The organism is Pseudobacillus sp. 179-B 2D1 NHS (genome assembly GCF_045370945.1).
Lineage (GTDB): Bacteria > Bacillota > Bacilli > Bacillales > Domibacillaceae > Pseudobacillus.
In genome coordinates this window covers 335,339-362,017 of sequence record NZ_JBIQDP010000001.1, presented here as the reverse complement: position 1 = coordinate 362,017, position 26,679 = coordinate 335,339, and the positions used below count along the sequence as shown (strand labels likewise).

Here is a 26,679-nt window from a genome sequence, read left to right as displayed (position 1 = left end):
GCTTTTCGTTATTTACTGCCCGGGAAGACAGCTTGCTCTGTACGAATATCTACTAATGTAGGGGAAGGCGTATTGAATGCTTCCTGAAGAACATCGTCTAAGTTCGAATCTGATTCGATACGAAAACCTTTCCAGCCACAGGCTTCAGCTATTTTAACAAAATCCGGGTTGGTCAGCTCCACGCCTACCTCCTCCTCACCGGCTGCTTTCAGTTTATCTCTTTCCATTTGCAGGGCATGATTATTCATTACAATGACAGTAATGTCGAGCTCATAGCGTGTAGCTGTTAAGAGATCGGCCAGCGTCATTTCCAGTCCGCCATCCCCAACAACAGCTACTACTTGTTTCTCCGGCTTCTCAAGCTTCGCGGCCATAGCAGCTGGAAGGCCGAAGCCCATAGTTCGCCAATACCCTGAAAAGAGAACAGTCTGGTCTTTTTGCCGTAGGTTACGGTTCATCCAGACAGTGACATTTCCTGTATCGAGTGTAAGAATAGCATCTGCATCTACTGTCTGTTCGATCGCCCGGACAATGGTCGAAGGATAAACTGGAGAGCCGGAAGTATGACTTTCCTGTTCATTTTGACGAGCCCACTTTTCTTTAGCTTCACGGCAGCGAGCTAACCAGTCGGCAGAATGTGAAAATCCTTGAAGGCTCTTTATTAACAGTGGGACAACTTCCTCTGTTTTACCAGTAATTCCGAGCTCCACGGGGATGCCTTTTTCCACTTTATCAAAATTCTTATCGATTTGAATAATCCGCGCATCAGTTGGCACATATCCTTCAGGCCACCATGTAGTGCCGGCAAGCAGTACAACATCCGCTTCTTTGAATACTTCTGGCGCATAAGGATTTCCACCTTCGCCGATCCCCTGCAAAAGGTTCGGAGAGGATTCGTTCAATAACCCTTTGCCGCCCAGGCTAACAAGAATACCTGCCCCCCACTGTTCAGCGAGTTGTTCAATTGCCTCTGGATCGGTGGATGCACCAGCACCTGCAAGGATCATTGGGCGCTTGGCTGTTTTCATGATGGCCGCTGCCTGATCCAAGCTTTCCTGAGTGAAAGTGTCCCCTCCTTCTATCACAGCCGGCAGTTGTCTTGGTTTAACAACAGTCGTTTTGTCTAAAAGATCTTTTGGAACAGAAAGGTGGCTCACAGCTCGCTGGCCCATAGAGGTTTGCACTGCTTTTTGTAAAAGTTCAATAATTGCATCCTGGTTCGCTAAGTTTGCAGAGTAAGAGGCAAATGGCTTCACCAGCTCCTGCTGATTTACATATTGCTTATAAGCTGTCCCGATCTTATTAGTGGGGGCTTGTCCGGTAATAGCAAGAACGGGTACCTGATCAGCATAGGCGTCTCCTAACCCATTCAATAGGTTAGCGACTCCCGGACCCATTGTAGAGATACAGACACCCAGATTGCCTGTTAACTTTGCTTCTGCTGATGCCATAAAGGCTGCTGTTGATTCATGCTTGACTGCGATGAATTTAATTCTATCCTGCTTGGCCATTGCATCAATAAGGCCAAAAATAGCATCCCCAACTACTCCATAAATCCGCTTGACGCCGAATAAAGATAACTGGTCAAGGATCAATTCGGCTACTGTTCGTGTCGTCTTTTCCATAAAGCATCAACCCCCAGTTTTATTTTTAGTTTCCTTATTACATTGATTCTTTCACTAAAGCTTCATAACTAAATTTATATTTCAAAGAAGCTTGTTTTTTTGTCTGCCGGTTTGCCTTAATTGAAAATAATCCCTCCTCTTGTTATTCTTAGTACTGTACCTGAAATGGAGAAGCCATTTATATTTCATATAAAGGAGACATGCCTAATGAATTTTGTGACATTAAACAACGGCTTAAAGATGCCCCAGCTTGGATTTGGTGTTTGGCAAGTGGAAGACGATCAAGCAACTGTTGCTGTAGCCAAAGCGATTGAAGTGGGTTACAGATCGATCGACACAGCAATGGTTTATCAAAACGAGACGGGTGTCGGAAAAGCGATTCAACAATCTTCCGTACCTCGTGAAGAGCTGTTTATAACGACAAAGGTATGGAATAGCGATCAAGGCTATGAGAATACACTCCGCGCTTTTGAGGAGAGTTTGGAACGATTGGGTCTTGAGTATGTTGATTTGTATTTGATCCATTGGCCGACTCCAAAATATGATGAGTACGTAGATACATACAAAGCGCTGGAAAAGCTTTATCATGACGGCCGTGTAAAAGCAATCGGGGTTTGTAATTTTGACATTGAGCATTTGGAACGCCTTCTAAAAGAGTGCGACGTAAAGCCTGTCCTTAACCAAGTGGAGTGTCACCCATATCTTGCACAAACCGAAATGAAAGAATTTTGTGCGAAGCATGATATTTTTGTGGAAGCATGGAGTCCGCTAGAGCAAGGCGGCGAGGTGCTGAAGGATGCTGTTATTCAGCAAATTGCTGAAGCACATGGCAAATCACCAGCTCAAGTTGTGCTGCGCTGGCATATACAAAATAATACAATAGTAATTCCTAAATCCGTCACTCCTTCCCGGATAGAGGAAAACTTCCATGTATTTGACTTTGAATTGTCTCCAGATGAAATGAGAGAGATCAGTGGATTGAACCGCAACCGTCGCAAAGGGCCAGCACCAAGCGAAATGAATATCCGTTAAAATAAGCTGTGGCGCTAAAAGGATCTTCCTTTTAGCGCCTTATGTATTTTTTCTCCCTTTATCCTTTGACACGCCTTTCCCTTTCTAAAAAATGCCGCATAAAATCAATAGAAACAGACAACCTACAAAGTGAAGCTTCCATTAGCGGGCAGCTTCTCCGCTAATGGGCAGCGAAACCAATCGGTCATGAATCTAAGGAGGGTGTAAAATGACAAAGAGAATTGCTGTGGAACAGTCGCTTACAAATGTTACTCAGGCACTCCAGGCCAAAGGATATGATGTGGTTGATTTAAAAGCCGCTGGAGATTTAAAAAACTGCGCAGCTTGTGTAATAACAGGAATCGATTCTAATGTGATGGGTATTCATGATACCTTAACAGAAGCACCTGTTATCGAAGCCAACGGTTTATCCGCTGACGAAGTGTGCCAGGAGATAGAAGAAAGAATACAGTAAAATAAGGTACGAATGTTTTCAAATTTGGCGCTTTCGGGTATAATGAAACTAAATCATCAAATAATAAAAAATGCCGTCCCCAATGCTGGTAACATTGAGAACGGCCATGCAATAGCAGGTTCCCTCTAAGGGGATCAGCGCTTACACAGGCCAAAGCCGCCCGAGTCCGCTAAGCTCAAGGGCGGTTTTAGTCTTTTTTGTTTGACAGAATTAGCACAACCAATCCCGCGAACGAGATCATTAAAGTTAACGCCTCATAGACTGTCATACGGCAACACCTCCCTCCTTGTAAATTAAACACTTGGAGGAGTGCGCCGACCACCCTTGAGAAACCTATTCTATTGCCTCCGTTATTATAGCATATTGCTGCAGCATTAAAATACAGTTTGGTTAAAACAGTCTTACATACCCACATATCAAGGTAAATAAAAGAATCTTCTTTTAAATAAAGGAGGGAAAACATGCTAGGGGATAAATGATTGGGCTTCCAGAAAAAGAACATGGAGGTGAAATCCACTGTAGAAGCCCTTTTTAGTATGTGCATGAGATTATTTAAAGGCAGAAATCTAAAAAAATTAAGAGAAAGATAGTAAACATTACATGGTTGCTCATTGCTGCGAGCAAGTAATAATAAGGGAAAAACGAACGCTCCATAATCGGTATGGAGCGTTCGTTTTTGTGAATGAAGTGGAAAGTGCCCCTTACATTAATCCGATAATATTTCCAGCAGAGTCAATGTCCATATTCAATGCAGCCGGCTGTTTAGGCAGTCCGGGCATTGTCATAATGTCACCAGTCAAACAGACGAGGAACCCGGCTCCTAATTTGGGGACAATCTCCCTTACTGTAATAGTGAATCCCTCTGGACGTCCCGTTAACCTTGGTTCATCAGTAAATGAATATTGTGTCTTTGCCATACATATCGGCAGTGTATCCCAGCCATTTTGCTCAATATCAACAAGCTGTTTCAGGGCTTTGTCAGTAAATTGTACATCTTTTCCACCATACACTTCTCTCACAATCGTTCGTATTTTGTCGGTGACTTTATCATTCATATCGTAGAGAGGTGTGAAGTGAGCTGGTTTGTCCAATTGTTTCAGAACAAGGCCTGCCAGCTCCAATCCGCCTTGTCCCCCTTTTTCCCATACATCCGCTATCGCTGCAGCAATATTATTTGCTTGACACCAGTTAAGAATTTCGTTGATTTCCTCCTGTGTATCAGAAATAAAACGATTGACTGCAACAACTGGCTCGATCCCAAAGCGGCGAATGGTATCAATGTGCTTCTCTAAATTTGGAATGCCTGCTCGTACGGCTTTCACATCTTCCTCCTTTAATTGCTGCTTCGGAACGCCGCCGTGCATTTTTAAAGCCCGCACGGTTGCCACAATCACAACCGCATCCGGTGAGAATTTTCCTTGCCGGCATTTAATATGCATAAATTTCTCTGCCCCTAAGTCTGCACCAAATCCCGCTTCGGTCACAACAATATTAGCCAGCTGCCGTGCAGTGTTAGTCGCTGTAAGAGAGTTGCAGCCGTGGGCAATATTCGCAAAAGGCCCGCCATGAATAAGAGCTGGTGTCCCCTCAATTGTTTGAACGAGGTTCGGTTTAAATGCTTCTTTAAGCAAGACAGTCAGCGCGCCCTCTACACCCAAATTCCGAACTGTCACAGGTTTCTTGTCATATGTATAACCGATAACGATGCGTGCCAGCCGCTCCTTCAGGTCTGCCAAATCAGTTGCCAAGCAAAAAATCGCCATGATCTCAGAAGCAACCGTAATATCAAAACCATCCTCCCGCGGCACTCCATGAGTGGGTCCGCCTAACCCGATTGTCACGTTGCGCAGTGCCCGATCGTTCAGATCAAGTACTCGTTTCCATGTAATTCTCCGCGGATCGATTTGCTGTGCGTTTCCCTGGTGAAGATGATTGTCGATCAGAGCACTAAGAGCATTGTTAGCTGCTGTAATCGCGTGAAGATCGCCGTTAAAATGAAGGTTAATCTCCTCCATTGGCAGCACTTGCGAATACCCACCGCCAGTCGCTCCCCCTTTGATTCCCATGACCGGGCCAAGAGAAGGTTCACGGAGAGCGATCATTGCTTTCTCCCCTAAGTGAGACAAAGAATCTGCCAACCCCACTGTAACTGTTGACTTCCCTTCTCCTGCTGGTGTGGGACTAATCGCTGTCACTAAAACGACTTTTCCATTTTGCGTTCTTTTCGGCAATTTAGAAACATCTATTTTTGCTTTATATCTTCCATAGGGTTCAATTGCTTCATCTGGGATGCCTGCATTTTGGGCAATGTCCTCGATGGGATGCATTTTAGCTTTCATGGCAATTTCAAGATCTGTTGATGGAGTTTGAATATTTGTCATGCCTCTCCCTACTTTCTTTTTCTTTATTATAATCTGAAAATACAAAAAACAGTATCAGTTTAACTATACCATTGCCCCAGCCATTTTATGTATGTAGTGAACAAAAGAATCGAGCATAAGTATGGAATTAGTTTATTATTTCAAAATATTTTTCTTTTTATATAATTACCATAGATTTTTTTTACAATTAATTGAAAAACAACCTGCACCCCCCTAATTTTCCACAAGGAGAATGAACATTTTGTGACATGGGCGAATAACAATTGTTTTTTTAGGTTAACGGTACTAATATAAAAGCAGATGAAGCAGTCAGGAAATATGTGTTGAACTTATTGAAATTTCTTGTGAATTTTTTCACATTTTGTTCACAATCTGTAATTCTGCGATGCTTTCAAATTTCTACAGGAAAGGGGTTACATTTATGAAATTCAAATGGGTCGTATTATCTGTACTTTTTACTATTGCTACTGTGCTTGCCGGTTGCGATAATCGATTACTGGTCTTAGACCCTAAAGGACCTCAAGCTGAAACACAAGCTAAAGACATTCTGTTATCGATTGGAATTATGTCGATCATTGTCATTGTTGTTTTCGCTCTATTAGCATTTATGTTAATCAAATATCGTGCTTCAAAACAACCTGAAAATTATGAGCCGCCTCACATTGAAGGGAATGCTATTGTTGAAGCCATTTGTGTAGGGATTCCGATTATAATCGTTGCGTTTCTCTCCTTTGTCTCTGTTCAAAGTAACTATAAAGTGGAGGCAAAGCCGGAAGGATACGGAAATAAAGAACCGTTAGTTGTTTATGCTTCCTCCTCTAACTGGAAGTGGCATTTCAGCTATCCGGAAGAAGGCATTGAGACAGTTAATTATCTGTATGTTCCTACAGACCGTCCGCTTGAATTTAAACTTTACTCTTACGGACCAATCACTAGCTTCTGGATTCCACAACTTGGAGGCCAAAAGTATGCAATGAGTGATATGATTACCACCTTGCACCTAGCGGCTGACGTGCCAGGAGAATATATGGGTCGAAATGCAAACTTCAGCGGTAAAGGCTTTGCTGAAAATACATTTGATGTCAAAGCCATGCCTCAAGATGAATTCGATGATTGGGTAAAAGAAGTAAAGGAAACAGCTAAGCCTCTTACAGAAGAAAAATTTAATGATTTACTAGAGCCGGGGCACCTTGGAAAATCTACTTTTACTGGCACTCACTTAGGTTTTTCACCGCCTCCTGAACATCACCATAGCTCCTCTGATGAATCTGAAAAATCGGATGAACATTCAGAGCATGAAAACATGGATGATATGGATATGTCTTCAGAGCATGAAGGCATGCACCACTAAGGTTAGTAATCATTTAATCAATCAACTAAGCCTTATACGATAAGCAATTTATTCCTGAAAGGAGTCACAAACGTATGGATTTCTTTAGTCGATTTGCCATACCGCATGCAAGTCCTGCGATTTATGCCTCAATGGTTGCCATTGTTCTTACAAGTGTTGCGATCGTTGCCGGCTTAACTTATTTTAAAAAATGGGGATATCTGTGGCGCGAATGGTTAACAACAGTAGATCATAAACGAATCGGTATTATGTATCTGCTTTCCGCTTTACTGATGTTATTCCGCGGCGGCGTAGATGCGATCATGATGCGTGCCCAGCTGGCTACTCCTGAAAGCAAGCTGCTGGATGCTCAGCATTATAATGAAATATTCACAACACACGGGGTCGTTATGATCCTCTTTATGGCGATGCCATTCATTATCGGTTTCATGAACTTTGTTGTACCATTACAAATTGGAGCGCGTGACGTAGCGTTTCCACGTTTGAATGCTGTAAGTTTCTGGTTATTCTTTATGGGTGCAATGTTATTTAACATCTCTTTCGTTGTCGGGGGTTCTCCTGACGCTGGATGGACTTCATATTTCCCGCTGGCAGGCAACGAATTTAGTGAATCTGTCGGAACGAACTATTATATGATTGCGATCCAGATTGCTGGTATAGGGACATTGATGACAGGGATTAACTTTATGACGACAATCCTAAAAATGAGAGCTCCTGGCATGACTCTAATGAAAATGCCAATGTTCACATGGTCTTCTCTTATCACTAATGCGATTATTGTTTTTGCTTTCCCTGTATTAACCGTATTACTTGCAATGGGAACAATGGACCGTTTAATTGGAACACAGTTTTTTACAACAGAAAACGGCGGAATGGATATGCTCTGGGCGAACTTCTTCTGGGTATGGGGACATCCTGAAGTATACATTTTGATTCTGCCAGCTTTCGGTATTTATAGTCAGGTTATTTCAACCTTTGCTCGCCGTAATCTATACGGCTACAAATCAATGGTTTGGTCAATGGTTATTATCTCCCTTCTTTCGTTCTTAGTTTGGGCTCACCATTTCTTTACTATGGGTCAGGGAGCACTAACCAACAGTATTTTCTCGATTACAACGATGGCGATTGCCGTTCCAACCGGTGTGAAAATCTTTAACTGGTTGCTCACCCTCTGGAAAGGGAAAATCGTTGTTACGACTCCAATGCTTTATTCGATGCTTTTCATTCCGCTTTTCACAATCGGTGGGGTGACTGGTGTAATGCTTGGAATGTCAGCCGCAGACTATCAGTACCATAATACAATGTTCTTAGTGGCTCACTTCCATATGGTTATCATTCCTGGTGTTGTGTTTGCGATGCTTGCGGGCCTCACTTTCTATTGGCCAAAAATGTTTGGCTTCATGCTGAATGAACGAATCGGAAAATTAACAGCATGGATTATTGCTATCAGTACTCTTGTTGCGTTTATGCCAATGTTCTTCACTGGCTTAGACGGACAAGCGCGCCGTATGTACACATATTCAGAATCAACTGGATTTGGACCATTAAACATGATTTCCTTTGTTGGAGCGCTAGGACTTGCCATAGGCTTTGTCTTACTCGTTTATAACGTCTACTACAGCACACGTTATGCTTCAAGAGATATCAGTTCGGATCCTTGGGATGCACGTACACTTGAATGGGCAACTCATACTCCGGTTCCTGAATATAACTTTGCGGTTGTGCCACAAGTGAATTCAGAGGAACCTTTATGGGATGCTAAGAAAAACGGCCACGAGTTATTTAAAGGTGAATACAAAGAAATTCATATGCCAAATAACAGCGGCGTACCGTTTATCATGAGTGCGATCTTCTTTGTATGGGGCTTCTCATTTGTATTCTCTCTATGGATTCCATTAATCCTAGCAACAATCGGCATTTTTGCTTGCATGACTCACCGTTCATTTGAAAAAGATCACGGACGTCACATTTCGGTTAAAGAAGTGAAAGAAACTGAAGAAAAATTGCGAGGTGCTTAATCAATGAAAATAGATCACTCGCTTCCTCTGGAATATAGTACAGAAGAAAATCGGTTGAAAATTTTAGGCTTTTGGATTTTCCTGGGTGCCGAAATCATGCTTTTTGCAACGCTTTTCGCTGGTTATTTTACATTAGCGAATCGTACAGGCAACGGTCCTACTGGAGCTGAGATTTTTGAAATCACTCCAGTATTGATTGAAACCTTCTTGCTTTTGACAAGTAGCTTTACCATTGGCCTTGGCATTCATGCGATGCGTCTTGGTAAGAAAAAAGCGATGTTAACATTCTTTGCTGTAACATTAATTTTAGGTCTAGGATTCCTAGGAGTCGAAATTTACGATTTTGTCGTATATGTACATGAAGGGGCAGCCTTACAAACTAGTGCATTTACCTCCATGTTATTAACAACACTGGGAACACACGGAGCGCACGTTACACTTGGGTTCTTCTGGGGATTATTTATCATCCTGCAAGTTAGAAAGCGCGGGTTAACGCCGGAAACAGCTAATAAATCTTTCATTTTCTCTCTTTACTGGCATTTTCTAGATGTAGTTTGGATTTTCATCTTCAGCTTCATCTACATGAAAGGAATGATGTAATATGAAAGAATTATTCCCGGCAAAACAAGTAATGGGCTTTGTGTTTTCACTGATCTTGACGGCAGTGGCTCTCTTGGTTTACTTCATGGATATGTCATTTGCTAGCGGAATGACGGTTCTTCTTATCACAGCATTTGTTCAAGCAGGCCTTCAGCTCGTTGTATTCATGCATGCTGGCGAAACTGAGGATAGAGCCTCCATTTATACAAACATCTATTACGGATTAATCATCGCTCTTGTTACTTTATTTGGAACATTGCTAGCTATGGTTTGGGATATGTAATTGCCCTATTAAAAGAGGCTGTCTCAGAGGTCGATGCGTCGGCTTCTGCAGGCAGCCTCTTTTACGTTAGACAGACACAAAAGACTCCCTCCCTTCTATTACAGGGAAAAAGCGAAGAGAAAATTTTCTCTTCGCTTTTTTGTGCAAGAGAGACGAATGGTTTGTACAGCCTGTACTTAATCTTCGACAAACACCTCATTTACATGATGTGATTATAGAAAATCCCGTTTCTGGGTTCGTACGATCTGTGTCCAAAGCCATCACCCCATTGGAGTTTTCGTTCCTTGCCTTATTATCATGTCCGTTATTTTCAAAGGTATTCGCTGTAGAAAAAAATTCCTTCCGTATGAGTTTGCTCATTTATTCATCTTATATAAATAAGCCATTGAGACAAAATAAGAACAGCACAGTTCATCCTGTGCCAATAAATACTTCGGAGGGATGGATCATGAGAAAAAGAAACAAATCTAAGCGTTTTGTACAGCAAGGTAAAGATTCTGTTACTCAGCATGCTGAGCGTTTCCCGTATCGTACGACATACTCTGAAGCCGAAGAAAAACGATTTTCTACTGAAAATACGGCAGATAATCCCGATGTGACGCTTGGAGGAGTATAATGGGCAGAAATCCTTCGAAAAACAAGGTGAACCAATCTGGACAGCCTAAGCCGCTCAGCGGATCACACAAAGTGAAAAACAGAAATCACTCTAGACAGAATAAAAACAGTGGGCATGGAATGTAATGATGGCTGTAATTAAGCTGCCGTAACAAATGCAAAGCCTCCATACACACTATGGACTCGATATGTCAAAGTCCCAGTGCTGTATGGAGGCTCTTTTATAACGATAGGGCTTCATTATTTAAACCAGCCTTTTTCTTTCGAGTGAGAAATGGCTTCAATCCGATTTTTCACGTGAAGCTTATCGAATATTGTGGAAATATAATTTCTCACTGTGCCATTTTTGATAAGAAGCTCATCTGCAATTTCTTTTGTGTTTTTCCCTTCTGCCACAAGCGCTAGCACTTCTTTTTCACGCTCAGTTAAAGGGTTTTCTTCACTATAGAAATCATCCATTAACTCCGGTGCATAAATACGCATTCCTGCCATGATGCTGCGAATGGAGCTGGCCAGTTCTTCACTCGGGCTGTCTTTTAATAAATAGCCGCTGACCTTGGCTTTTAAAGCCCTTTGAAAGTAGCCGGTACGGGCGAATGTCGTTAAGATAATGACTTTGCATCCGAATCCTTGCAATTCCTCAGCTGCTTCCAGCCCGCTTTTTCCTGGCATTTCAATATCCATAATACATATGTCCGGCTTCATTTGTTGAACAAGAGCAATCGCCTCTTCGCCATTTGATGCTTTACCGACTACTTCTATGTCCTCTTCAAGGCTAAGAAGGGAGCCTAACGCTCCAAGCAGCATCCGTTGGTCTTCTGCGATGACGATTCGAATCATGTTCATCTCTCCTTCTCTCTTTGTTTTACATCATTCGGAACAGTGATAATTAACGTGGTCCCTTCATTCGAAGAAATATCCAAATATCCATTAACAAATTCCAAGCGTTCCTTCATTCCTAAAAGGCCGTTCCCTCTTTCAAATGCTGTATCAGTTATGACTCCCTTTCCATTATCTTTTACGGTAATGGAGATATCTTTTTCCGATTGCTCCATTCTCACTTCACACTCGGTTGCATGACTGTGTTTCACCACATTCGTCACGGCTTCTTTTAAGCACATGCTTAAAATGTTCTCCAAGAATAAAGAAACATTTACTAACTTCGGCTCTTCTTCACCAATGAATTTAATCTGGGCCGCTTGCAAAATTTGTTTTACGAGGACAATTTCATCCTTCAAGCGAATGCCGCGCATGGAAGAGACCATCTTTCTCACTTCATTTAAGGCCGTTCGCGCCGTTTGTTGTACATCCTTTAATTCATTCCTTGCTTGCTCCGGGTCCTTGGCAATAAGCCTTCCTGCCAGATCACTCTTCAAGCCGATGAGCGACAGCCTTTGTCCTAAAGTATCGTGAAGATCACGGGCGATTCTTTGTCGCTCTTCCATTTTCACAAGTTCAGAAATACGATCATTCGCATCTTTCAACTGCTCTTCTAACTGTTCCTGCTTTTTTCGATTATAAATATTAAACGGCAGCAAGATGACGCTAATCCAAACAATAATAATAAAGGGCAGCTGCTTAAGAAATAACTGACTTTGAAGAACAAGGTGATAGTTGAAAGAAACAATCGTGCTAATTAAATGGATAATATAGAGAACAATAAAAGCAATTCGGTTTTTAATATTGCCGTTATAATAAGCGATATAAAAAGCAAAATACACAAATTGGAACAAAATGGTCATCGTCACAGAGATGCCAATGAGAATACACATCCATAAATAGACCGGCCACTTCTTTGATAGGAAGGCGAAACGGTAAGAAATGAAAAATAAAACCGTCAGCGTAATCCCCGTAAAGATGCTGGCTGTCGAGGATGACTGAAAAATAAAATAAAAGGGCAACAAGCTCAGGACGCTCCATATATATGGAGAAATCCCGGAACTTTTCTGAAAGGGCCAATACCTTCTCCGCATGATAAAAACCTCGTTTATATGTTAAAATCAATCTTTCTTATTAGTATAAAACAATACGAACAGCTAGTGAATCATTCATCTGATGAAAAACCATGCTTTCACTCTACCGGACAATGAGCGAAACCATGGTTTTATTTATACTTTTTAATTAAATTTTAATGCTCTTTTTTCCTTCCTGCGAGCGGCCACTTTTTTGGCAGCGCGGAAGGTGACGAATTTTTCACTTTGCTCATCCCATAAACGGAATTTAAGGGAGCCTAAACTCGTTGCTAACGTAATCGTTGGCACATTTTGTAAAGGCGGCGTTTGATTGTGCGCCGCTTCTAGCTGATAGTTAGGTACTCTTGGACTTAAATGATGAACGTGGTGGAAGCCAATATTCCCTGTCAGCCACTGCAACGGCTTAGGAAGTTTGTAAAAAGAGCTGCCTTCTACGGCGGCTTTTACATAATTCCAATGCTCGTCTTCTTTAAAGTAAGAATCTTCAAAGGTATGTTGCACATAAAAGAGCCAAACGCCACATGAGCCAGCAATGAGAAAAATGGGACCTTCCACCAGTAGGAAAGCTTCCCAGCCGACTGCCCAAATAAGCAGAGAAACAATAGCAACAATGGCTATATTCGTTATATACGTATTTAAGCGCTCATTCCAGCGAGCCTCTTTTCGGTTAAAACGATTTTCAATCAAAAATACATAAATGGGACCTAAAATAAACATAACAAATGGATTACGGTACAGTCGGTAAGATAATCGCTGCCAAAAGGACGCTTCCATATACTCATTAACAGTCATGACCCAAATGTCCCCTGTTCCCCGTTTATCAAGATTTCCGCTTGTTGCATGGTGAACGGAATGGTTGTGCTGCCATTGGTTATATGGGAAAAAAGTTAAAATCCCTGTAATGGTTCCGACAATTTTATTGGCTTTTCTGCTTTTAAAGAAAGAGTGATGGCAACAGTCATGAAAAATGATAAATATTCTTGTCATGAACCCTGCCCCAACGGCAGCTAGGACAAGTGTCAGTACATAAGAGATGGCCAGGCTTTCATAGGCAAGATACCAGATAAGGCAAAAAGGAACAATGGTATTTACTAATTGCCTTATACTAGCAGCTGTATTTGATTTTTCGTAAGGAGCTACTTGTTTACGCAGCCATTTTGAATTTTCTTTATTCATATAGTCTTCCCTTTCCCTTTTTTCTTATAATACATTCATTATAAGAAAGAAAGAGGAAAAGCGGCAGTAGCACCCGTCATATGAAGGTATATGACAAGTGTCATATACAAGATGTTATTTTAAATAATTGTGTCCAGCAAGAACCAGATAATCATGATAAATTGGATCATAAACTTGGCTATTGTACCGCTTAAAAAACCGATAAATGTTGCAAAGCCTATAGTAACTGCTTTTTTTGCATCCTTTTGGATGAGCATCTCTGTTACTACTACTGCTGCAAATGGAACGAGTACAATACCGAATGGCGGGATCACAAATGAACCTATGATAACAGCAAGAGCAGCGATCCTCTCCCCCCATTTGGATCCTCCATATTTTTTTACAAAATAGCTATTAGCCAAGATATCAGCAACGATAATTAAAATGGTAAACATGGCCATCGCCAGCCAAAAGATGACTGATAATTCATCGTTATTGATGCCAAAGTGATAAAGCAAAAAGCCCCCCCATAAAAATAAAATGGACGGGATAATCGGAAAAACTAGACCTGCAAAGCTGGTAATAAATAAAATGGTGATACCAATCCAGGCAGCAACCTCCATCAGAATCACTTCCCCTTTCTTGCTTCCCGAAGTTTATGAATCGATCGGGTTAGCTCTCTATAAATAGCAACAATTTCATCCATTTTCATTCTGACCAGACCGCTTGATGAAGGAGCAACGAAGTCATGTACTCCTGGAACGATAGATACAGATTGCATTCCCCAAGGTACCTTTTTCTTCCCGCTATACTGCTGATACACTCCCTTGCCGACGAAGCAAACGATTCTTGGTTTGAAAACGGAAATTTTCTCCTTTAATGCTATTCTTCCTTTATTATATTCTTCTTTCGTAATTTCTTCCGCATTTCTTGTCGGACGTGCGACAATATTGGTTAGGCCGTACCCTATATTTAATAAAGAAGCATCCTCTTCCGGATGAAATTTCTTTTCTGTTAAGCCTGATCTATGTAGGATGGTCCAAAATCGATTGTTAGGATTGGCGAAATGATGGCCTGTTTCACCGGACCGAAGACTCGGATTAAACCCCACAAACAAAATATCCAGATTTTCTTTTATATGGTCTTTTATAGGTTCCAATTTCTCACTTCCTTTTCTGTCATACACACTTTATGTAGTCAGTTACAATTTTCTATTCCTTTATTATACGTTAAATGGAGACTATCGTTTCAAATAAGAAGAGCCGGGCGTATGAACGCCCGGCTCCTTACTATCCGCGCAACAACGGCATAGTGCAGCATCGGAAAGATCCGCCCGACTTAATAATTTCAGTGATATCCACTTCGATTACCTTATATCCTCGCTCGGCCAGCTGTTGATTGACTCTTTTATTAACCGGTAGACTGAACACTTTTTTGTTGCCGATAGAGAGCACATTCGTTCCAAGGGTAAATTGCTCTTCTTCTGATACTTCAATCAAACGAAACCGGGATTCCAAGAGTTGTCTTTCCTGTTCTCCAAGTGCTTTTGGAAAGACCAAAGCCTCTTCAGGAGACAAAATATTAAAAACACAATCTAAGTGCAAATACTTTTCATCAAAAGGAATCGGAACGATTTCATAGTCAGGCAGCTGCGACTGAAGCTCAGTGATGGCTTGTTCGTTTGTGCGGCTGCTGATCCCGGCGTAAACTGTCCGGCCGTTGACAATGATATCTCCTCCTTCAACCGGGCCGCTAGACAATTGGAAATGAGGGAGGCCCTCCTGCTGGAGCCAATTCTTTAGCACGGCTTCTTCACCTTGACGGATATCAGTCGCCATGCCGGCTATAAATACCTGACCTCCAATTGTGAAGCCGATATCGCGCGTGAATACCTGCTCAGGATAGTCGGCCTGCGGTTGAAGCTCTATGACTTCTACCCCGTGTTCCTGAAGCAAGCGTGAAAAGCGCTGATGTTGTTTTAATGCCCGTTTTACCTGGATATTCTCTTCTTTAAATTGCTCTTGCGTTTCATTAATCACTTCTTTGATAGCCATATACCGTGGCTGGCAAAGAAGTACTTTGTGAAGTCTTTCGTATTCACTGCCACAGGTGACAGGTTCGCTTTGTCTAGATGCTAATGTCATGATCTTCCTCCTGAGAACCTAATTTATATGTTCTCTATTCCCCAAAAAGAGGACGGAGTAAACTAGTCATTAACAAAGCCCTGTTAGCTGAACTTTTTGTTCCGATTATACTTTCTTCCCCGCCTGTGGGAATAACAATCATTACAAATCCGATATTGAAAATTAGCAGGGAGTTTTTCCCCGCATTTCTTGCATGCTTTGTTCCTACTGGTTTCCCCGGCCTGTAAATGCTTATGAACTTCATCGCTGATTGTTTGGCGAAGCCGTTCCCAGTACACCGCTTCCGTTTGCCGTCCCAATCGGTATAAAAATAAGAGGTGCAAGCCGATCGCTTTATAAGAGAGCTCCAAGTCCTCAAGCGACCCTCTTTTAATAATCAGTTCGGGAAGCTCTCTGCCGTTAACGATTGACTGCATCGTAGTTACCCATTGTTTCGTCATTCCCACTTCCTTTGTGGAAAATGGAAGATGTAAAAAGCCGTACAGATCAGTCATTGGCAGGCGGGCTTCTATTTCGCTCCCCTGTATGATTTCATATAAATAACGCTCTTGAGCAAGTGCAGATTTTTTTGTCCCTTTTGGGCTCTTGAACTGCTGCCATAGTTCAAAAAAAGTGCCGAGGTCCCGATAGTATCGTTGAAAACGTTCGAATACAGCTGCTGTCGGCGCAATCGCAAACGTTCTTACGGGCTCATCTTCTTTTTCGAGCAGATAGGTCATCTTCTGAATATCAGCAGTAAAAGCTACTTTTCCAGTAGGATAGATTCCTTTCCTTCCTGCACGTCCGGCAATTTGCTTTACTTCCTGTGAAGTAAGCGTTCTTCTTCGCGTCCCGTCGAATTTCTCATTCTTTAAGAAGACAATGCGCCGGATGGGCAGGTTCAATCCCATGCCAATGGCGTCTGTAGACACAATGACAGATGTTTTCCCCTCGATAAACTGCTTCATTTGCTTTTTTCTCGTTTCCGGCGGCATGCTGCCATAGATCATGCTCACAGAAAAGCGATTCTTCTTCAGTTTCGCTGCCGTTTCCAACACTTCTTTTCTTGAAAAGCAAACGAGTGCATCCCCTTTGGCTGTATCGGATAATTTAAATGGAACAGGTTCTACTTGAAGAGGGATATCACGGCTATATTCAAATAAATCATATTCGTTATCCCCGAGAAGCTGAATAAGCATTTCTTTCATATTCCTGCTGGCAATAATGTGTACTTCAGCAGCACGGGCACCTGTAATAGCCTTATACCAGGAAAAGCCGCGATCTTTATCAGCAATCATTTGTGCCTCGTCGATGACAACAATGTCATACGGATCATTTTCGTGAAACATTTCCACCGTGCAGGAGGAGTGTCGTGCATCGGGTTGTACTTTCTCTTCTTCTCCGGTTTTCAAGGAGCACGGAATGCCTTCTTTATTTAACTTTTCGTATACCTCAAGCGCTAAAAGGCGGAGCGGTGCAAGATAAAGGCCGCTTTTCGCCTGCTTCATCCTCTGCAACGCCCGGTGAGTTTTGCCTGTGTTGGTTTCACCGATATGGAGAATATAGTGCACGTTTCTTTCAGCAGACGGGCGATACGCCTGGCCAAAAATCTCTTCAATCTGTCTTTGCTCCTCTTCTTGCCTGCGCTTTATTTCAGCCAGTCTTTCCTCTTTTCTTCTTTCTCTCTCTGCTCGTTGCTGCTGATACAACTTTCTTTGCACTGCCTCCTCATATGGCGAAGAAGAAATAACTAACAGATGGTCCAATAACTCCTCCGTTAATTCTTCAAATAACTCCCATACGACTCCCGAAATCAGATGATCCACTAAGTCATGAAGACTGTCTGTTGTTAGTGGGTTATCGTTTATTTGTTGGTATTTTTCCTTTACCTGTTCAGGAAGGCTGTCTAAAATCTCCTGCAAGGCAGCATCGAATATATAATTGGCCGCATACTGCTCATATACGGAGTAATAAGTTTCATATTCGAATTCCCAGTGCCGCGTCTGCTCTATGTGTCCAGTTAATTCGGTGAAAAAATCTCCCACCGTTTCGTAGTCTTCTGGATCAAACTCCCCATCTACTATTAATTCCTCTTCCAGAGCAGCCGGATCTATAGGGTGGAATCTTGTTTGTTCCTGCATATTTTTCTGAAGACGACTAGCTACGGAGTGTCTGAAGGATAAGTATAGTAATTTCTTCTTTTCTTTTATAATCTTAGCTGCCTCTGCTTCAATGAGCGAATAAATTTTTTCTCGTTCTTTTGCCCGGTGTTCTTTTTCCTGATCAGCAAGAAAATGCAGACGTGCTTTTTCATATAAGGCTTGCCAGGCTCCTGGGGAAAGATTTTTATACTTTTCATCAAGCCATTTCTCTGTATCAAATGGGTGATAGTTTCTAATCTCATTACGGAATAACTGATTGATCAATTTCCGAGCCACGTCTTTTGTAACGAACCCCCGTTCTCTTAAGAAAGTTCGTTTTTCTTTACTGGTTAATTCATTGGAGGCTTTATTCAGCCATACATTTAACCACAATTGCTGAATGTACCGTTCTCGATCTTTCATATATTCTTCGAAAAAAGGCATCTTTTCCTGCCTGCCAAGATAAGTAAAGAGATCTTCATGAACTTTTTGTTTTGTATGGGAAATAGCCTGTAAATAGACATCAGAAAAATAATTCATGATCGTTTCCTTTCATGTTGTTTATTTTAAGAAATAGAGGCGATAAAAGGAGGAAGAAAATCGTTCTTATTGGCAAATCTCAAACGTTGGGGTATAATCTAGGAGAAAACACATATTTTTAAAGAGACCGCTTCGATGCTGGACACATCGAAACGGCTATGCAATAGCAGGTCCCTTTTAGGAGATCAGCATCTAACATGCTAAAACCGCCGGAGCCGGGTAAACTCAAGGGCGGTTTTAGTCTTTTTTATGAAATGACAAAATTGACACGACTAATCCCGCAAAAGCTATTGCAAACATAAGTGTTTCAAACGTTGTCACACGGCATCACCTCCCTCCTTGTCCATTGGAGGAGTGTGCCGACCACCCTTGAGAAGCCTATTCTATTGCTAGTTTAATTATAACACAACGATAAGAAGAACACACGTTCTTGTGTGGCATTTTTTAAAAATTCTTGAATAAATTATCAATTTATTACCTTGTATTCATACCGAACATATCTATTTTATCCTAGAGTGAAAATATCTCCTTTTCATACTTAGTATGAAGCACGCACGTAAAATTTAACCATTGAAAAAAGCTCCGACAATGACAAGTTGCCGGAGCTTTTTCATTTATTCTTTTCTCCCCTCACTTAATTGATCCAGCATACTTACTGTATTAATTAAATGGTTGTTAAATATTTGACGGGCAATACGAAGCAAATCGATAATCATTGGGTCTCTCAATGAATAAACCACGCGATTGCCATCCTTTGTGCCGTATACAATATTTTTGCTACGCAGCACACTTAATTGCTGCGAGACAGAGGAGCCTTCAGAGCCGATCGCCGCCTGAATTTCATTCACGTTTTTATCTCCCTCCGCTAACAGCTCTAAAATGCGTATACGCAACGGATGGGAAAGAGCTTTAAAGAAATCAGCTTTAAATTGTTGTAGATCTGTATTCATTTCTTTTCTCCATTCTTTTAAGCTAAAAGACTTTTGTCTGGCTTTTTCTCTTTTTCATTGCTATTAGAAAGTTCCAGGCATTCATGAAAAGCGTATTGCTTACAGCCGAGGCATTTATTTTTGTTTAGCTTAGTAAGGGCGAAGTCTATCGCTTCTCCGGTATGAGAAAAGACATGTTCTTTTCCAATTAAGTCAAATAGCTTTGTCCGCTTTATAACGTCTGTTGGCTGGTGCTGCATACCTGAGAGTAAAATGAGCCCACCCTGTTTATGGAAATCCTTCACTATGCTAGCTAATATCGCTTCCCCAGTTATATCCATATATGGAACCTTGCTCATTCTCAATATTAACACATTCGGCCGGTAATGGATGGCTTCCGCGATTGTTTGATCAAACAACTGAGCGGCTCCAAAAAAAAGCGGTCCTTCCACGGTGCACAAGCTAATTTGCGGACAGCCACTTTTTTCTTCATCTAGCAATGGCCGTACCTTTTTATCTGCCGGATCAGGAAGCACTTGATTAACTTTAAAGGAGGTGCTCATCCGTCTGATAAAGAGGATGAAGGACATAAGCAGCCCTGCTTCTACAGCAATTGTTAGGTTAGCAAACACTGTAAGAAAAAACGTAGTAAGTAAAATAAATGAATCGCTCGTTTTGGTCAGTAATATGCGCGAGAATGCTTTGCGTTCACTCATATTCCAGGCAACAACCATCAAAATAGGTGCCATGCTTGCTAAAGGGACAGCAGAAGCGTAAGGGGCAAAAAGCACGAGTACGAACAGTACAACTAACCCATGAATAATACCTGAAACAGGGGATACTGCCCCGTTTTTAATATTAGTTGCTGTTCTGGCAATGGCTCCAGTAGCTGCAATCCCGCCAAATAAAGGAGTAATCATGTTAGCAATCCCCTGACCCACCAATTCACGGTTGCTGTTATGCTTTGTTCCAGTCATCTCGTCAGCCACAACCGCTGATAACAAAGATTCAATCGCTCCAAGAATAGCAATAGTAAAAGTTGGACCGATCAGCAGCTGAATCTTTTCCAGTGTAAACTGCGGCATATGGAAATGAGGCAAGGAATTAGGAATCTCACCAAATGTAGAAGCAATGGTCTCTACGTGACCTGGGAAAAGATAAGTAGCTATAACACTTGAAGCCAGAAGGCCGATTAAGGGGCCTGGAATTTTGGGTGAAAATTTAGGTGTCACAACGATAAAGAAGAAACAAATCAATGCAGTTGCTACACTATATACATTGATAGTATTCAGATGAATAACCATTTCTTTCATGTTGGAAAAGAAGTCTTCATGCTTTTCAATATCGCTCAATCCTAAAAAATTAGCAACCTGTCCGGTAAAAATAATAAAGGCAATACCTGAAGTGAAGCCGATAATCACTGGACGCGGAATAAATTGTATCAACGCCCCCAATTTAAGCATGCCCATTAGAACCAACAGGACTCCCGCCATAAATCCGGCAATCAGCAGATTTTCATAGCCATAAGCCATAACAATCCCGAGCAGGACAGGCACAAAGGCACCTGTTGGTCCGCCAATTTGATATTTGGAACCGCCAAAAATAGAAATAAGAATCCCAGCAATGATGGTCGTATAAAGACCGTACTCAGGCTTTACTCCGGAAGCAATAGCAAAAGCCATGCCAAGTGGCAGTGCGATGACTCCAACGATAACGCCTGCGAGTAAATCTTTCCGGAGATGATGAATGGAATAATTATTCAAAGAGCCCAATAGCTTGCTCACCGTCATCCCTTCTTTTCTTGTTAATCAATATATTCAAATATTTGAATATATTGATATTATATAACAAAAATATATATTTACAACGATAAAAAAGACTCCGTGTAAAGTGACGACAAAAAATTAAAAATCACAACTACAAATAGTTTCGGCTTTGAAGTAAAGTTCCACTATAAAAAATGGAACCGTTAAAAATGAAGTTCAACTTTTTAAAAGAGTATAATCAAAATCTTCGTACCGAAAAGAAGATATATTCTATTTTATTTAAAGAAAAACATAGAGAAAGTTATCAGAAACAATAATAATGAATTATAAAGAGATAAAAATTTATTGAAAAACGATAAATATCGTATTAAACTTATATTACCGATAAACCATTGAGGTGTTTTCATTGAATGAGGAATAACGCTATTTTTAAAGGTCGTTGTTTTGTTTTATATGTCACAAGCGATACATTCCCTCTATCCCAAAATGCGTTGTACCCTGGATTAGCAATAATCGGGTTTATAATTACCTTTGCTGCGGTTCTTCAGAATTTGTTAAAAAGTGCACTCAATATAAAAGCAGAAAATGATTTAACGGTCTGAGGTAAGAAGGATGGCGATTATCACTTATATCGATAGATGCCAGCGAAAAGAAAATAGACTGTCAGCCCGGAGATATAGGGTTGGAATAGATACGGAGGAACAAAGGGAATTTTATAAGCTGCACCCTATATTTGAAAAAATCAATTTTGAAATGATTAGAGTTACGCAGGTAATAAGGGAGCGTACAAACTTAACTTTAGGTGGGATGGTATGTCATCATGGTTATTAATTGGAGTTTTTGGAGTGTTACTTTTTATATTGTTTAAAGGCCCAATAATAGAAAAGACAGGAGAAAACAACAAGCTTGTACATAAATTAAAAAACGCTACATGGTTTCAAAATCACTGGTTAGCTGGTCTCTTCTTATTCTTTATGAATGGATTTCTATTTTCTTTTGCCTGTCTGGGTCTTTATGTGCTGATGTATTTGTTTATTCCTTTTGTTCATTTATTTGTGATGCTTTCAGTGGTAATCGTAAGCCTTTATTTATGGATATTAGTGAATAAGGCTTGGCAAGGAACGGCAGGAAACCGTTTGAAGATGGGGGCTGTCGGAAGCAGTTTTTATGTTTTTTTGATTTTGATATTTATTTATTGGTTCGTAACGCTAACACCTTCTTACCCGGGAGAAGATACTTTTATGGGAGCTGTTGGATTAATTTTTGCTATCATAGTTTCAACTGTAGCATTTATTACTGGTTTTGTTATCACGGGATTTTCTAAAAAAAAGGTTCCCGCTTAAACAAACGGTAAAACTAAAATATAAATTTATTAGACAAGAATCCGTTTTAGGTAAATTTCACCGAAACGGATTCTTCTTTATTTATTAGTTGATCACTGCAGGCGGACGCTTTCCGCGGGCGGTCCGTGAGCCTCCTCGTCGCGTGCGCTCTTGCGGGGTCTCACCAGGATACGCTTTTCCCGCTGGAGCCGCCTTCCGTTACAATCAACGATTAAAAATCAACATTCACATTTAACAGAGCCTATTTATTATAAAATATAGCTGTTTAATTTTTAACGAAAGATCCTTCACTGCATTTTCTGATTCGTTCTCAATGATCCCCTTTAGAATAAGCCATTAGATAATGAGGGTTGAATAAATAATAAACTTCGCGACTCCATATATTTCATCATTTTTTAAAAATGTCATGATTATATTTTTATATCATGATAGCATTCGAAGTGTATCAAATATTTCAATATAGAAAGGAAAATGAAACGATGAATATGAATGTCGAAGTGCTTCCAAACTATCGCCTTGCCTATGTGCGTCAAGTGGGTCCCTATGGCCCTGCCAACATTCAAGCAATGGAAAAGTTAAAAAAATGGGCTAAAAAGAAAAATTTGCTCGTTGGATCAGCCATTATACTCGGAATTCCGCAAGATAACCCCGAAACAACCCTTCCTGAAAACTGCCGATATGATGCGTGTATTGTCATTTCAAAAGATTATCAACTAGATGACTCCATTTACGAAGGTGAACTTTCTGGTGGACAATACGTTGTATTCAAAGTCAAACACACAACCGAAAGTGTCCAAAAAGCATGGGCTGAAATGTTTCCAGCTCTACAGAATAACGGATATCAAGTTGACGACAAACCGATTTTTGAAAGATATAGCGGTGATATGATTAACAACGATTATTGTGAAATATGCGTACCGGTAAAATCATTATAGTTTAATTTAAATGAAGGTGTTAGGCCACAAATGAATCCACTGCGGCCTAACACCCTATCTTTATTGTTGATGCATCAACTTTGCTATCACTCTACCATTACATATAACTTTACAATACTTACACCCTTTCAAGCACGACCGCAATTCCCTGTCCCCCACCGATACAAAGCGAGGCAAGGCCGTATTTGGCTCCGCGTTTTTGCATTTCTAGGGCAAGCGAGTATGTGATCCGTGTGCCGCTGGCGCCAACCGGATGGCCAAGCGCAATGGCCCCGCCATTGACATTCACTTTTTGCGGGTCCAGCTCTAGTTGTTTCATCACAGCCAGCGATTGCGCGGCAAATGCTTCATTTAATTCAATGACATCCATATCATTCCATGTCAAATGGGCCTTTTTAAGAGCGGCTTCACTTGCTGGCACAGGACCAATTCCCATTATGTTCGGATCAACTCCAGTTATCCCCCATGAAACGATACGCGCGAGCGGCCTGATGTCCGAGCGTCTCGATAAAAATGCTTCCGAAGCGAGAACCACCGCGGCTGCTCCGTCGTTAATCCCGCTTGAACTGCCCGCTGTCACTGTTCCCTCTTTAATGAAAGCTGGTTTTAGATTGCTGAGGCTCCCCAGATCTGTATCCGGGCGGATATGCTCATCCTTGGAAACCGTTTTTTCTCGTTTCTTTTTATCTGTAAGAAGAACAGGAACAATTTCTTCATTAAATCGTCCTGCTGCTTGTGCCTTTGCTGCTTTTTGATGTGACTGCAAAGCGAACGCATCTTGCTCTTTGCGACTGATCTCGTATTTTTGTGCCAGGTTTTCAGCTGTAATGCCCATCCCACAGCCGATGTATTGGTCTGTGAGTGTTAACCACAGCATATCATCCAGCGGTGGCGGTCCGGATGGCGAACCGAAACGGGTATGGCGCAGTACATGTGGAGCCTGACTCATATTTTCTGTTCCGCCCGCGAGTGCAGTACTAGCATCGCCTAATAGAATCGTTTGTGCCGCCGATACGATAGCCTGCAGCCCCGAACCACATAGCCTGTTTACTGTTAAAGCTGGTGTTCGTTCAGGTACTCCGCTCTTTAGAGAAATATGACGTGCCAAATAAGAAGCCGCTTTCGTTGTGTGTATGACATTTCCAAATACTACGTCTTCAATTTCCTCCGGCAATAGAGAACTTCTTTCCATGGCGGCTTTTGCTGCTGTTACTCCAAGGTCAATGTCAGATACCCCTTTTAACTCCCCGCCGAAAGCGCCAAATGGTGTTCTTGCCCCACTAACTAAATAAACAGACTCCATTGTGTGATCCCCCCATCCTGGATTTCTCTTTTACTATAATATATTATGAATGATGATTCACTTTTTGTTGAATCAGCGAGAAAGGCTGAAAAAATTTGAAACTAATAGTTATATTTAACGTAATTCCTTACTACATAGCTGGATAGGAGAGATGAAAAGAGTGAGCATACATAAAAAGTCCGATATAGTCATCATTGTGGCACATGAAATCTATGGGGTAAATCGCCATATGAGAGATTTTTGCGAGTTATTGACAGAAAGAGGGTTTGACGTGATTTGCCCCAATTTGCTTGAACGGGAAGCCCCTTTTGATTATGAAGAAGAAGCTGCTGCCTATCGACATTTCATCGAGAATGTAGGCTTTGTTAGAGCGACACGTACCATGAAACGTTTATTGATAGATATGGAGAAAAAATATAAGAAAGTCTTCCTTATTGGGTTTAGTGTGGGAGCAACAGTTGCCTGGTTGTGCAGCGAAGAAAAATCAGTTGATGGAATAATAGGTTATTATGGCTCCCGGATTAGAGATTATTTGTCCATCTCACCGCAGTGCCCTGTCTTGCTATTTTTCCCACAGGAAGAGTCTTCGTTTAGTGTAGATGAGTTAATTAAACATCTGCGTACAGGCTCTATTCAAGTTCATCAATTGAACGGTCAGCATGGATTTAGTGATCCTTATTCTCCAAGATACGATACAAAGTCAGCGCAAACAGCATTTAACGAGGTAATAAAGTTTATTGGCTGAGTCACTCAATGAAAACGTCCACCAACATTTAAGGTGGACGTTTTCACTTTATTGGATAATCTGCGCTCACCTGCTTGTTCTTCATCAAAGTCATGTTTCTTTTCGACAGGTATACTATGCTTCGTCTGTGTAGAAGAGTCAATTTCCTTTCCTGGTAAGGTGTATAAACAGCAAATGGCTGGTAGTCAAATGAGTATTTTAATAAAGATTGGGCTATTCACCTATTTTACAACCATTCATACAATAAAATAAAAATGGCAGGAGGCAACTTTTATGTCAAAAAAAATAGAAGCTAAGACTAACGATTCACGAGCCAAGTGGCAATTTTATGAGGGGTTAGGTCTTCTTCTTGTCCTATCTTCTATGCTTCTTCTGTTATTTAAACCTAATTCGCTGGCAGACTTTTTTAGTGCCATTATAAATGAAGTCAAACCTGTGGTTGTTGACATTTTTTTAATGAGTGAGATAGGTATTGCCATCATTGCGAGTGTTATTATGGGCCGCCTACTAGAGCGGCTTGGATTTACAGATGGATTAATTCGAATGTTTGTGCCCGTTATGAAATGGTTCAGAATCAATCCAGCTGTTATTATACCAAGTGTCTATAATGTCCTTGGCGACATTAATGCTGCTGGAAAAATTGCGGGTCCAATACTTATGAAAGCCAGTGCTACGAAAGATGAGCAAAAAATTGCTGTTGCCACAATGATTCAGTCCCCCCAATCCTTCGCAACATTTGTACTGGGATTAATAGCTTTAGCTGCCTTTGGCATTCATGCTTTTCCGCTCGTGATTCTCTCTATTTTCCTTCCAATTATTGTTGTTCCTTTTCTGTTATCAATAACAGTTTATCGCTCCACTAAGAAAGTCGAGCTAGAAGAACTGCCACGCTTTACACCGAAAACGCCTTTTCTTCAAACCATTTTCTCTTCAGCAAAAGAAGGAGCAGAGCTCTTGTTTTTAATTATCATCCCGGCAGTGGCCGCTGTTTTTTTCTTTATTGGTATTTTAAAGTTTGCAGGCGTATGGGAACTGCTGGAGTCGTGTTTATCTTCTTTCCTTACGTTCATAAGCATTGAGCCGGCGACGGGTCTGGTTTCTATTCTTGCAGCTCCTACCCTTGCAGTGGCTCAATTGGCTGAATTAAGCCAGGGGTTTGACCCCCGTCTCATCGTTGGCTCTTTTATCATTGCCAATTCAGGGTTACCGCTGTCTGTCATCTTTGGTCAAGTGCCGGCAACATGGGTAGAATCGTCTAGTTTAAACGAGAAAGAAGTATTAAAAGCAGCGCTCATTGGGCTGATTATCCGCTTCATTACAGCCTGGGTACTCGGAGTATTTTTAACTCCTTATTTGGTCGGGTGAGC

Annotated in this window: 26 protein-coding genes; 13 read left to right on the top strand and 13 right to left on the bottom strand. The window is 41.3% G+C overall.

The window, feature by feature from the left end; all coding sequences use genetic code 11:
• Window positions 1–8 precede the first annotated feature (8 nt).
• A complete protein-coding gene (locus tag ACH0BF_RS01875) occupies window positions 9–1,625 on the bottom strand; it encodes a thiamine pyrophosphate-binding protein (RefSeq protein ID WP_120031256.1) in 1,617 nt (538 codons plus the stop codon).
• Between the two features lie 207 nt (window positions 1,626–1,832).
• Between ACH0BF_RS01875 and ACH0BF_RS01870 the strand changes: the two genes are divergently transcribed.
• Together ACH0BF_RS01870 and ACH0BF_RS01865 are read left to right on the top strand one after the other, a co-directional pair.
• A complete protein-coding gene (locus tag ACH0BF_RS01870; protein WP_120031258.1) occupies window positions 1,833–2,657 on the top strand; it encodes an aldo/keto reductase in 825 nt (274 codons plus the stop codon).
• A gap of 208 nt (window positions 2,658–2,865) precedes the next feature.
• Window positions 2,866–3,111: a YkuS family protein gene (locus ACH0BF_RS01865; protein WP_120031261.1), complete on the top strand. Its 246-nt coding sequence runs from the start codon at window positions 2,866–2,868 to the stop codon at window positions 3,109–3,111.
• Window positions 3,112–3,298: 187 nt separating this feature from the next.
• On the opposite strand, the gene ACH0BF_RS01860 is transcribed toward ACH0BF_RS01865, so the two are convergent.
• A complete protein-coding gene (locus ACH0BF_RS01860) occupies window positions 3,299–3,379 on the bottom strand; it encodes a putative holin-like toxin (RefSeq protein ID WP_406908788.1) in 81 nt (26 codons plus the stop codon).
• Window positions 3,380–3,812: 433 nt separating this feature from the next.
• Window positions 3,813–5,492 (bottom strand): formate--tetrahydrofolate ligase, encoded by a 1,680-nt coding sequence (locus ACH0BF_RS01855; protein WP_340854143.1) that lies wholly within the window; start codon window positions 5,490–5,492, stop codon window positions 3,813–3,815.
• Window positions 5,493–5,913: 421 nt separating this feature from the next.
• Here ACH0BF_RS01855 and qoxA point away from each other — a divergent pair, with 421 nt between their 5' ends.
• From qoxA to ACH0BF_RS01825, 6 genes are all read left to right on the top strand, one after another.
• On the top strand, window positions 5,914–6,843 hold the full coding sequence (qoxA, locus tag ACH0BF_RS01850; protein WP_120031263.1) for a cytochrome aa3 quinol oxidase subunit II: 930 nt from the start codon (window positions 5,914–5,916) through the stop codon (window positions 6,841–6,843).
• 74 nt (window positions 6,844–6,917) lie between these two features.
• Window positions 6,918–8,861, top strand: a complete 1,944-nt coding sequence (gene qoxB, locus ACH0BF_RS01845; protein ID WP_340854141.1) for a cytochrome aa3 quinol oxidase subunit I — start codon at window positions 6,918–6,920, stop codon at window positions 8,859–8,861.
• Window positions 8,862–8,864: 3 nt separating this feature from the next.
• Window positions 8,865–9,461 (top strand): cytochrome aa3 quinol oxidase subunit III, encoded by a 597-nt coding sequence (gene qoxC, locus ACH0BF_RS01840; protein ID WP_120031265.1) that lies wholly within the window; start codon window positions 8,865–8,867, stop codon window positions 9,459–9,461.
• 1 nt (window position 9,462) lies between these two features.
• Window positions 9,463–9,744 (top strand): cytochrome aa3 quinol oxidase subunit IV, encoded by a 282-nt coding sequence (gene qoxD, locus ACH0BF_RS01835; RefSeq protein ID WP_120031267.1) that lies wholly within the window; start codon window positions 9,463–9,465, stop codon window positions 9,742–9,744.
• 448 nt (window positions 9,745–10,192) lie between these two features.
• Window positions 10,193–10,360: a hypothetical protein gene (locus ACH0BF_RS01830; protein WP_406908712.1), complete on the top strand. Its 168-nt coding sequence runs from the start codon at window positions 10,193–10,195 to the stop codon at window positions 10,358–10,360.
• Window positions 10,360–10,485 (top strand): small acid-soluble spore protein P, encoded by a 126-nt coding sequence (locus ACH0BF_RS01825; protein ID WP_340854137.1) that lies wholly within the window; start codon window positions 10,360–10,362, stop codon window positions 10,483–10,485. The genes ACH0BF_RS01830 and ACH0BF_RS01825 overlap by 1 nt, the downstream gene beginning before the upstream one ends.
• Before the next feature lie 114 nt (window positions 10,486–10,599).
• Here the strand turns inward: ACH0BF_RS01825 and ACH0BF_RS01820 are convergent, their stop codons facing one another.
• The 9 genes from ACH0BF_RS01820 to ACH0BF_RS01780 form a co-directional block, all read right to left on the bottom strand.
• Entirely contained in the window at window positions 10,600–11,199 is a 600-nt protein-coding gene (locus ACH0BF_RS01820; protein ID WP_120031271.1) for a response regulator transcription factor, read from the bottom strand.
• Window positions 11,200–11,201: 2 nt separating this feature from the next.
• Complete coding sequence (locus ACH0BF_RS01815) at window positions 11,202–12,332, bottom strand: sensor histidine kinase (RefSeq protein ID WP_120031273.1); 1,131 nt, start codon at window positions 12,330–12,332, stop codon at window positions 11,202–11,204.
• A 144-nt stretch (window positions 12,333–12,476) separates the two neighbouring features.
• A complete protein-coding gene (gene desA / locus ACH0BF_RS01810; protein ID WP_340854134.1) occupies window positions 12,477–13,508 on the bottom strand; it encodes a Delta(5) desaturase DesA in 1,032 nt (343 codons plus the stop codon).
• A gap of 119 nt (window positions 13,509–13,627) precedes the next feature.
• On the bottom strand, window positions 13,628–14,110 hold the full coding sequence (locus ACH0BF_RS01805; protein ID WP_120031278.1) for a DUF456 domain-containing protein: 483 nt from the start codon (window positions 14,108–14,110) through the stop codon (window positions 13,628–13,630).
• Window positions 14,111–14,115: 5 nt separating this feature from the next.
• Window positions 14,116–14,646: a G/U mismatch-specific DNA glycosylase gene (mug, locus tag ACH0BF_RS01800; protein ID WP_340854131.1), complete on the bottom strand. Its 531-nt coding sequence runs from the start codon at window positions 14,644–14,646 to the stop codon at window positions 14,116–14,118.
• Window positions 14,647–14,776: 130 nt separating this feature from the next.
• Window positions 14,777–15,631: a dimethylarginine dimethylaminohydrolase family protein gene (locus ACH0BF_RS01795; protein WP_340854129.1), complete on the bottom strand. Its 855-nt coding sequence runs from the start codon at window positions 15,629–15,631 to the stop codon at window positions 14,777–14,779.
• 83 nt (window positions 15,632–15,714) lie between these two features.
• Entirely contained in the window at window positions 15,715–18,291 is a 2,577-nt protein-coding gene (locus tag ACH0BF_RS01790; protein ID WP_406908711.1) for a DEAD/DEAH box helicase, read from the bottom strand.
• Between the two features lie 614 nt (window positions 18,292–18,905).
• Window positions 18,906–19,241 carry an ArsR/SmtB family transcription factor gene (locus tag ACH0BF_RS01785; RefSeq protein ID WP_120031286.1) on the bottom strand — a complete coding sequence of 112 codons (336 nt, stop codon included), beginning with the start codon at window positions 19,239–19,241 and terminating at the stop codon, window positions 18,906–18,908.
• Window positions 19,242–19,258: 17 nt separating this feature from the next.
• Window positions 19,259–21,004: a SulP family inorganic anion transporter gene (locus ACH0BF_RS01780; RefSeq protein ID WP_340854126.1), complete on the bottom strand. Its 1,746-nt coding sequence runs from the start codon at window positions 21,002–21,004 to the stop codon at window positions 19,259–19,261.
• A gap of 392 nt (window positions 21,005–21,396) precedes the next feature.
• Here ACH0BF_RS01780 and ACH0BF_RS01775 point away from each other — a divergent pair, with 392 nt between their 5' ends.
• The 3 genes from ACH0BF_RS01775 (at window position 21,397) to ACH0BF_RS01765 (ending at window position 23,264) form a co-directional block, all read left to right on the top strand.
• A complete protein-coding gene (locus tag ACH0BF_RS01775; protein WP_120031290.1) occupies window positions 21,397–21,588 on the top strand; it encodes a DUF2975 domain-containing protein in 192 nt (63 codons plus the stop codon).
• A 210-nt stretch (window positions 21,589–21,798) separates the two neighbouring features.
• A complete protein-coding gene (locus tag ACH0BF_RS01770) occupies window positions 21,799–22,329 on the top strand; it encodes a hypothetical protein (RefSeq protein ID WP_340854123.1) in 531 nt (176 codons plus the stop codon).
• Window positions 22,330–22,808: 479 nt separating this feature from the next.
• Window positions 22,809–23,264: an AraC family transcriptional regulator gene (locus ACH0BF_RS01765; protein ID WP_120031296.1), complete on the top strand. Its 456-nt coding sequence runs from the start codon at window positions 22,809–22,811 to the stop codon at window positions 23,262–23,264.
• A gap of 118 nt (window positions 23,265–23,382) precedes the next feature.
• On the opposite strand, the gene ACH0BF_RS01760 is transcribed toward ACH0BF_RS01765, so the two are convergent.
• Window positions 23,383–24,567 carry an acetyl-CoA C-acetyltransferase gene (locus ACH0BF_RS01760; RefSeq protein ID WP_406908710.1) on the bottom strand — a complete coding sequence of 395 codons (1,185 nt, stop codon included), beginning with the start codon at window positions 24,565–24,567 and terminating at the stop codon, window positions 23,383–23,385.
• A 151-nt stretch (window positions 24,568–24,718) separates the two neighbouring features.
• Between ACH0BF_RS01760 and ACH0BF_RS01755 the strand changes: the two genes are divergently transcribed.
• Window positions 24,719–25,312 carry a dienelactone hydrolase family protein gene (locus ACH0BF_RS01755; RefSeq protein WP_406908709.1) on the top strand — a complete coding sequence of 198 codons (594 nt, stop codon included), beginning with the start codon at window positions 24,719–24,721 and terminating at the stop codon, window positions 25,310–25,312.
• 273 nt (window positions 25,313–25,585) lie between these two features.
• A complete protein-coding gene (locus tag ACH0BF_RS01750; RefSeq protein WP_340854112.1) occupies window positions 25,586–26,677 on the top strand; it encodes a hypothetical protein in 1,092 nt (363 codons plus the stop codon).
• Window positions 26,678–26,679 lie beyond the last annotated feature (2 nt).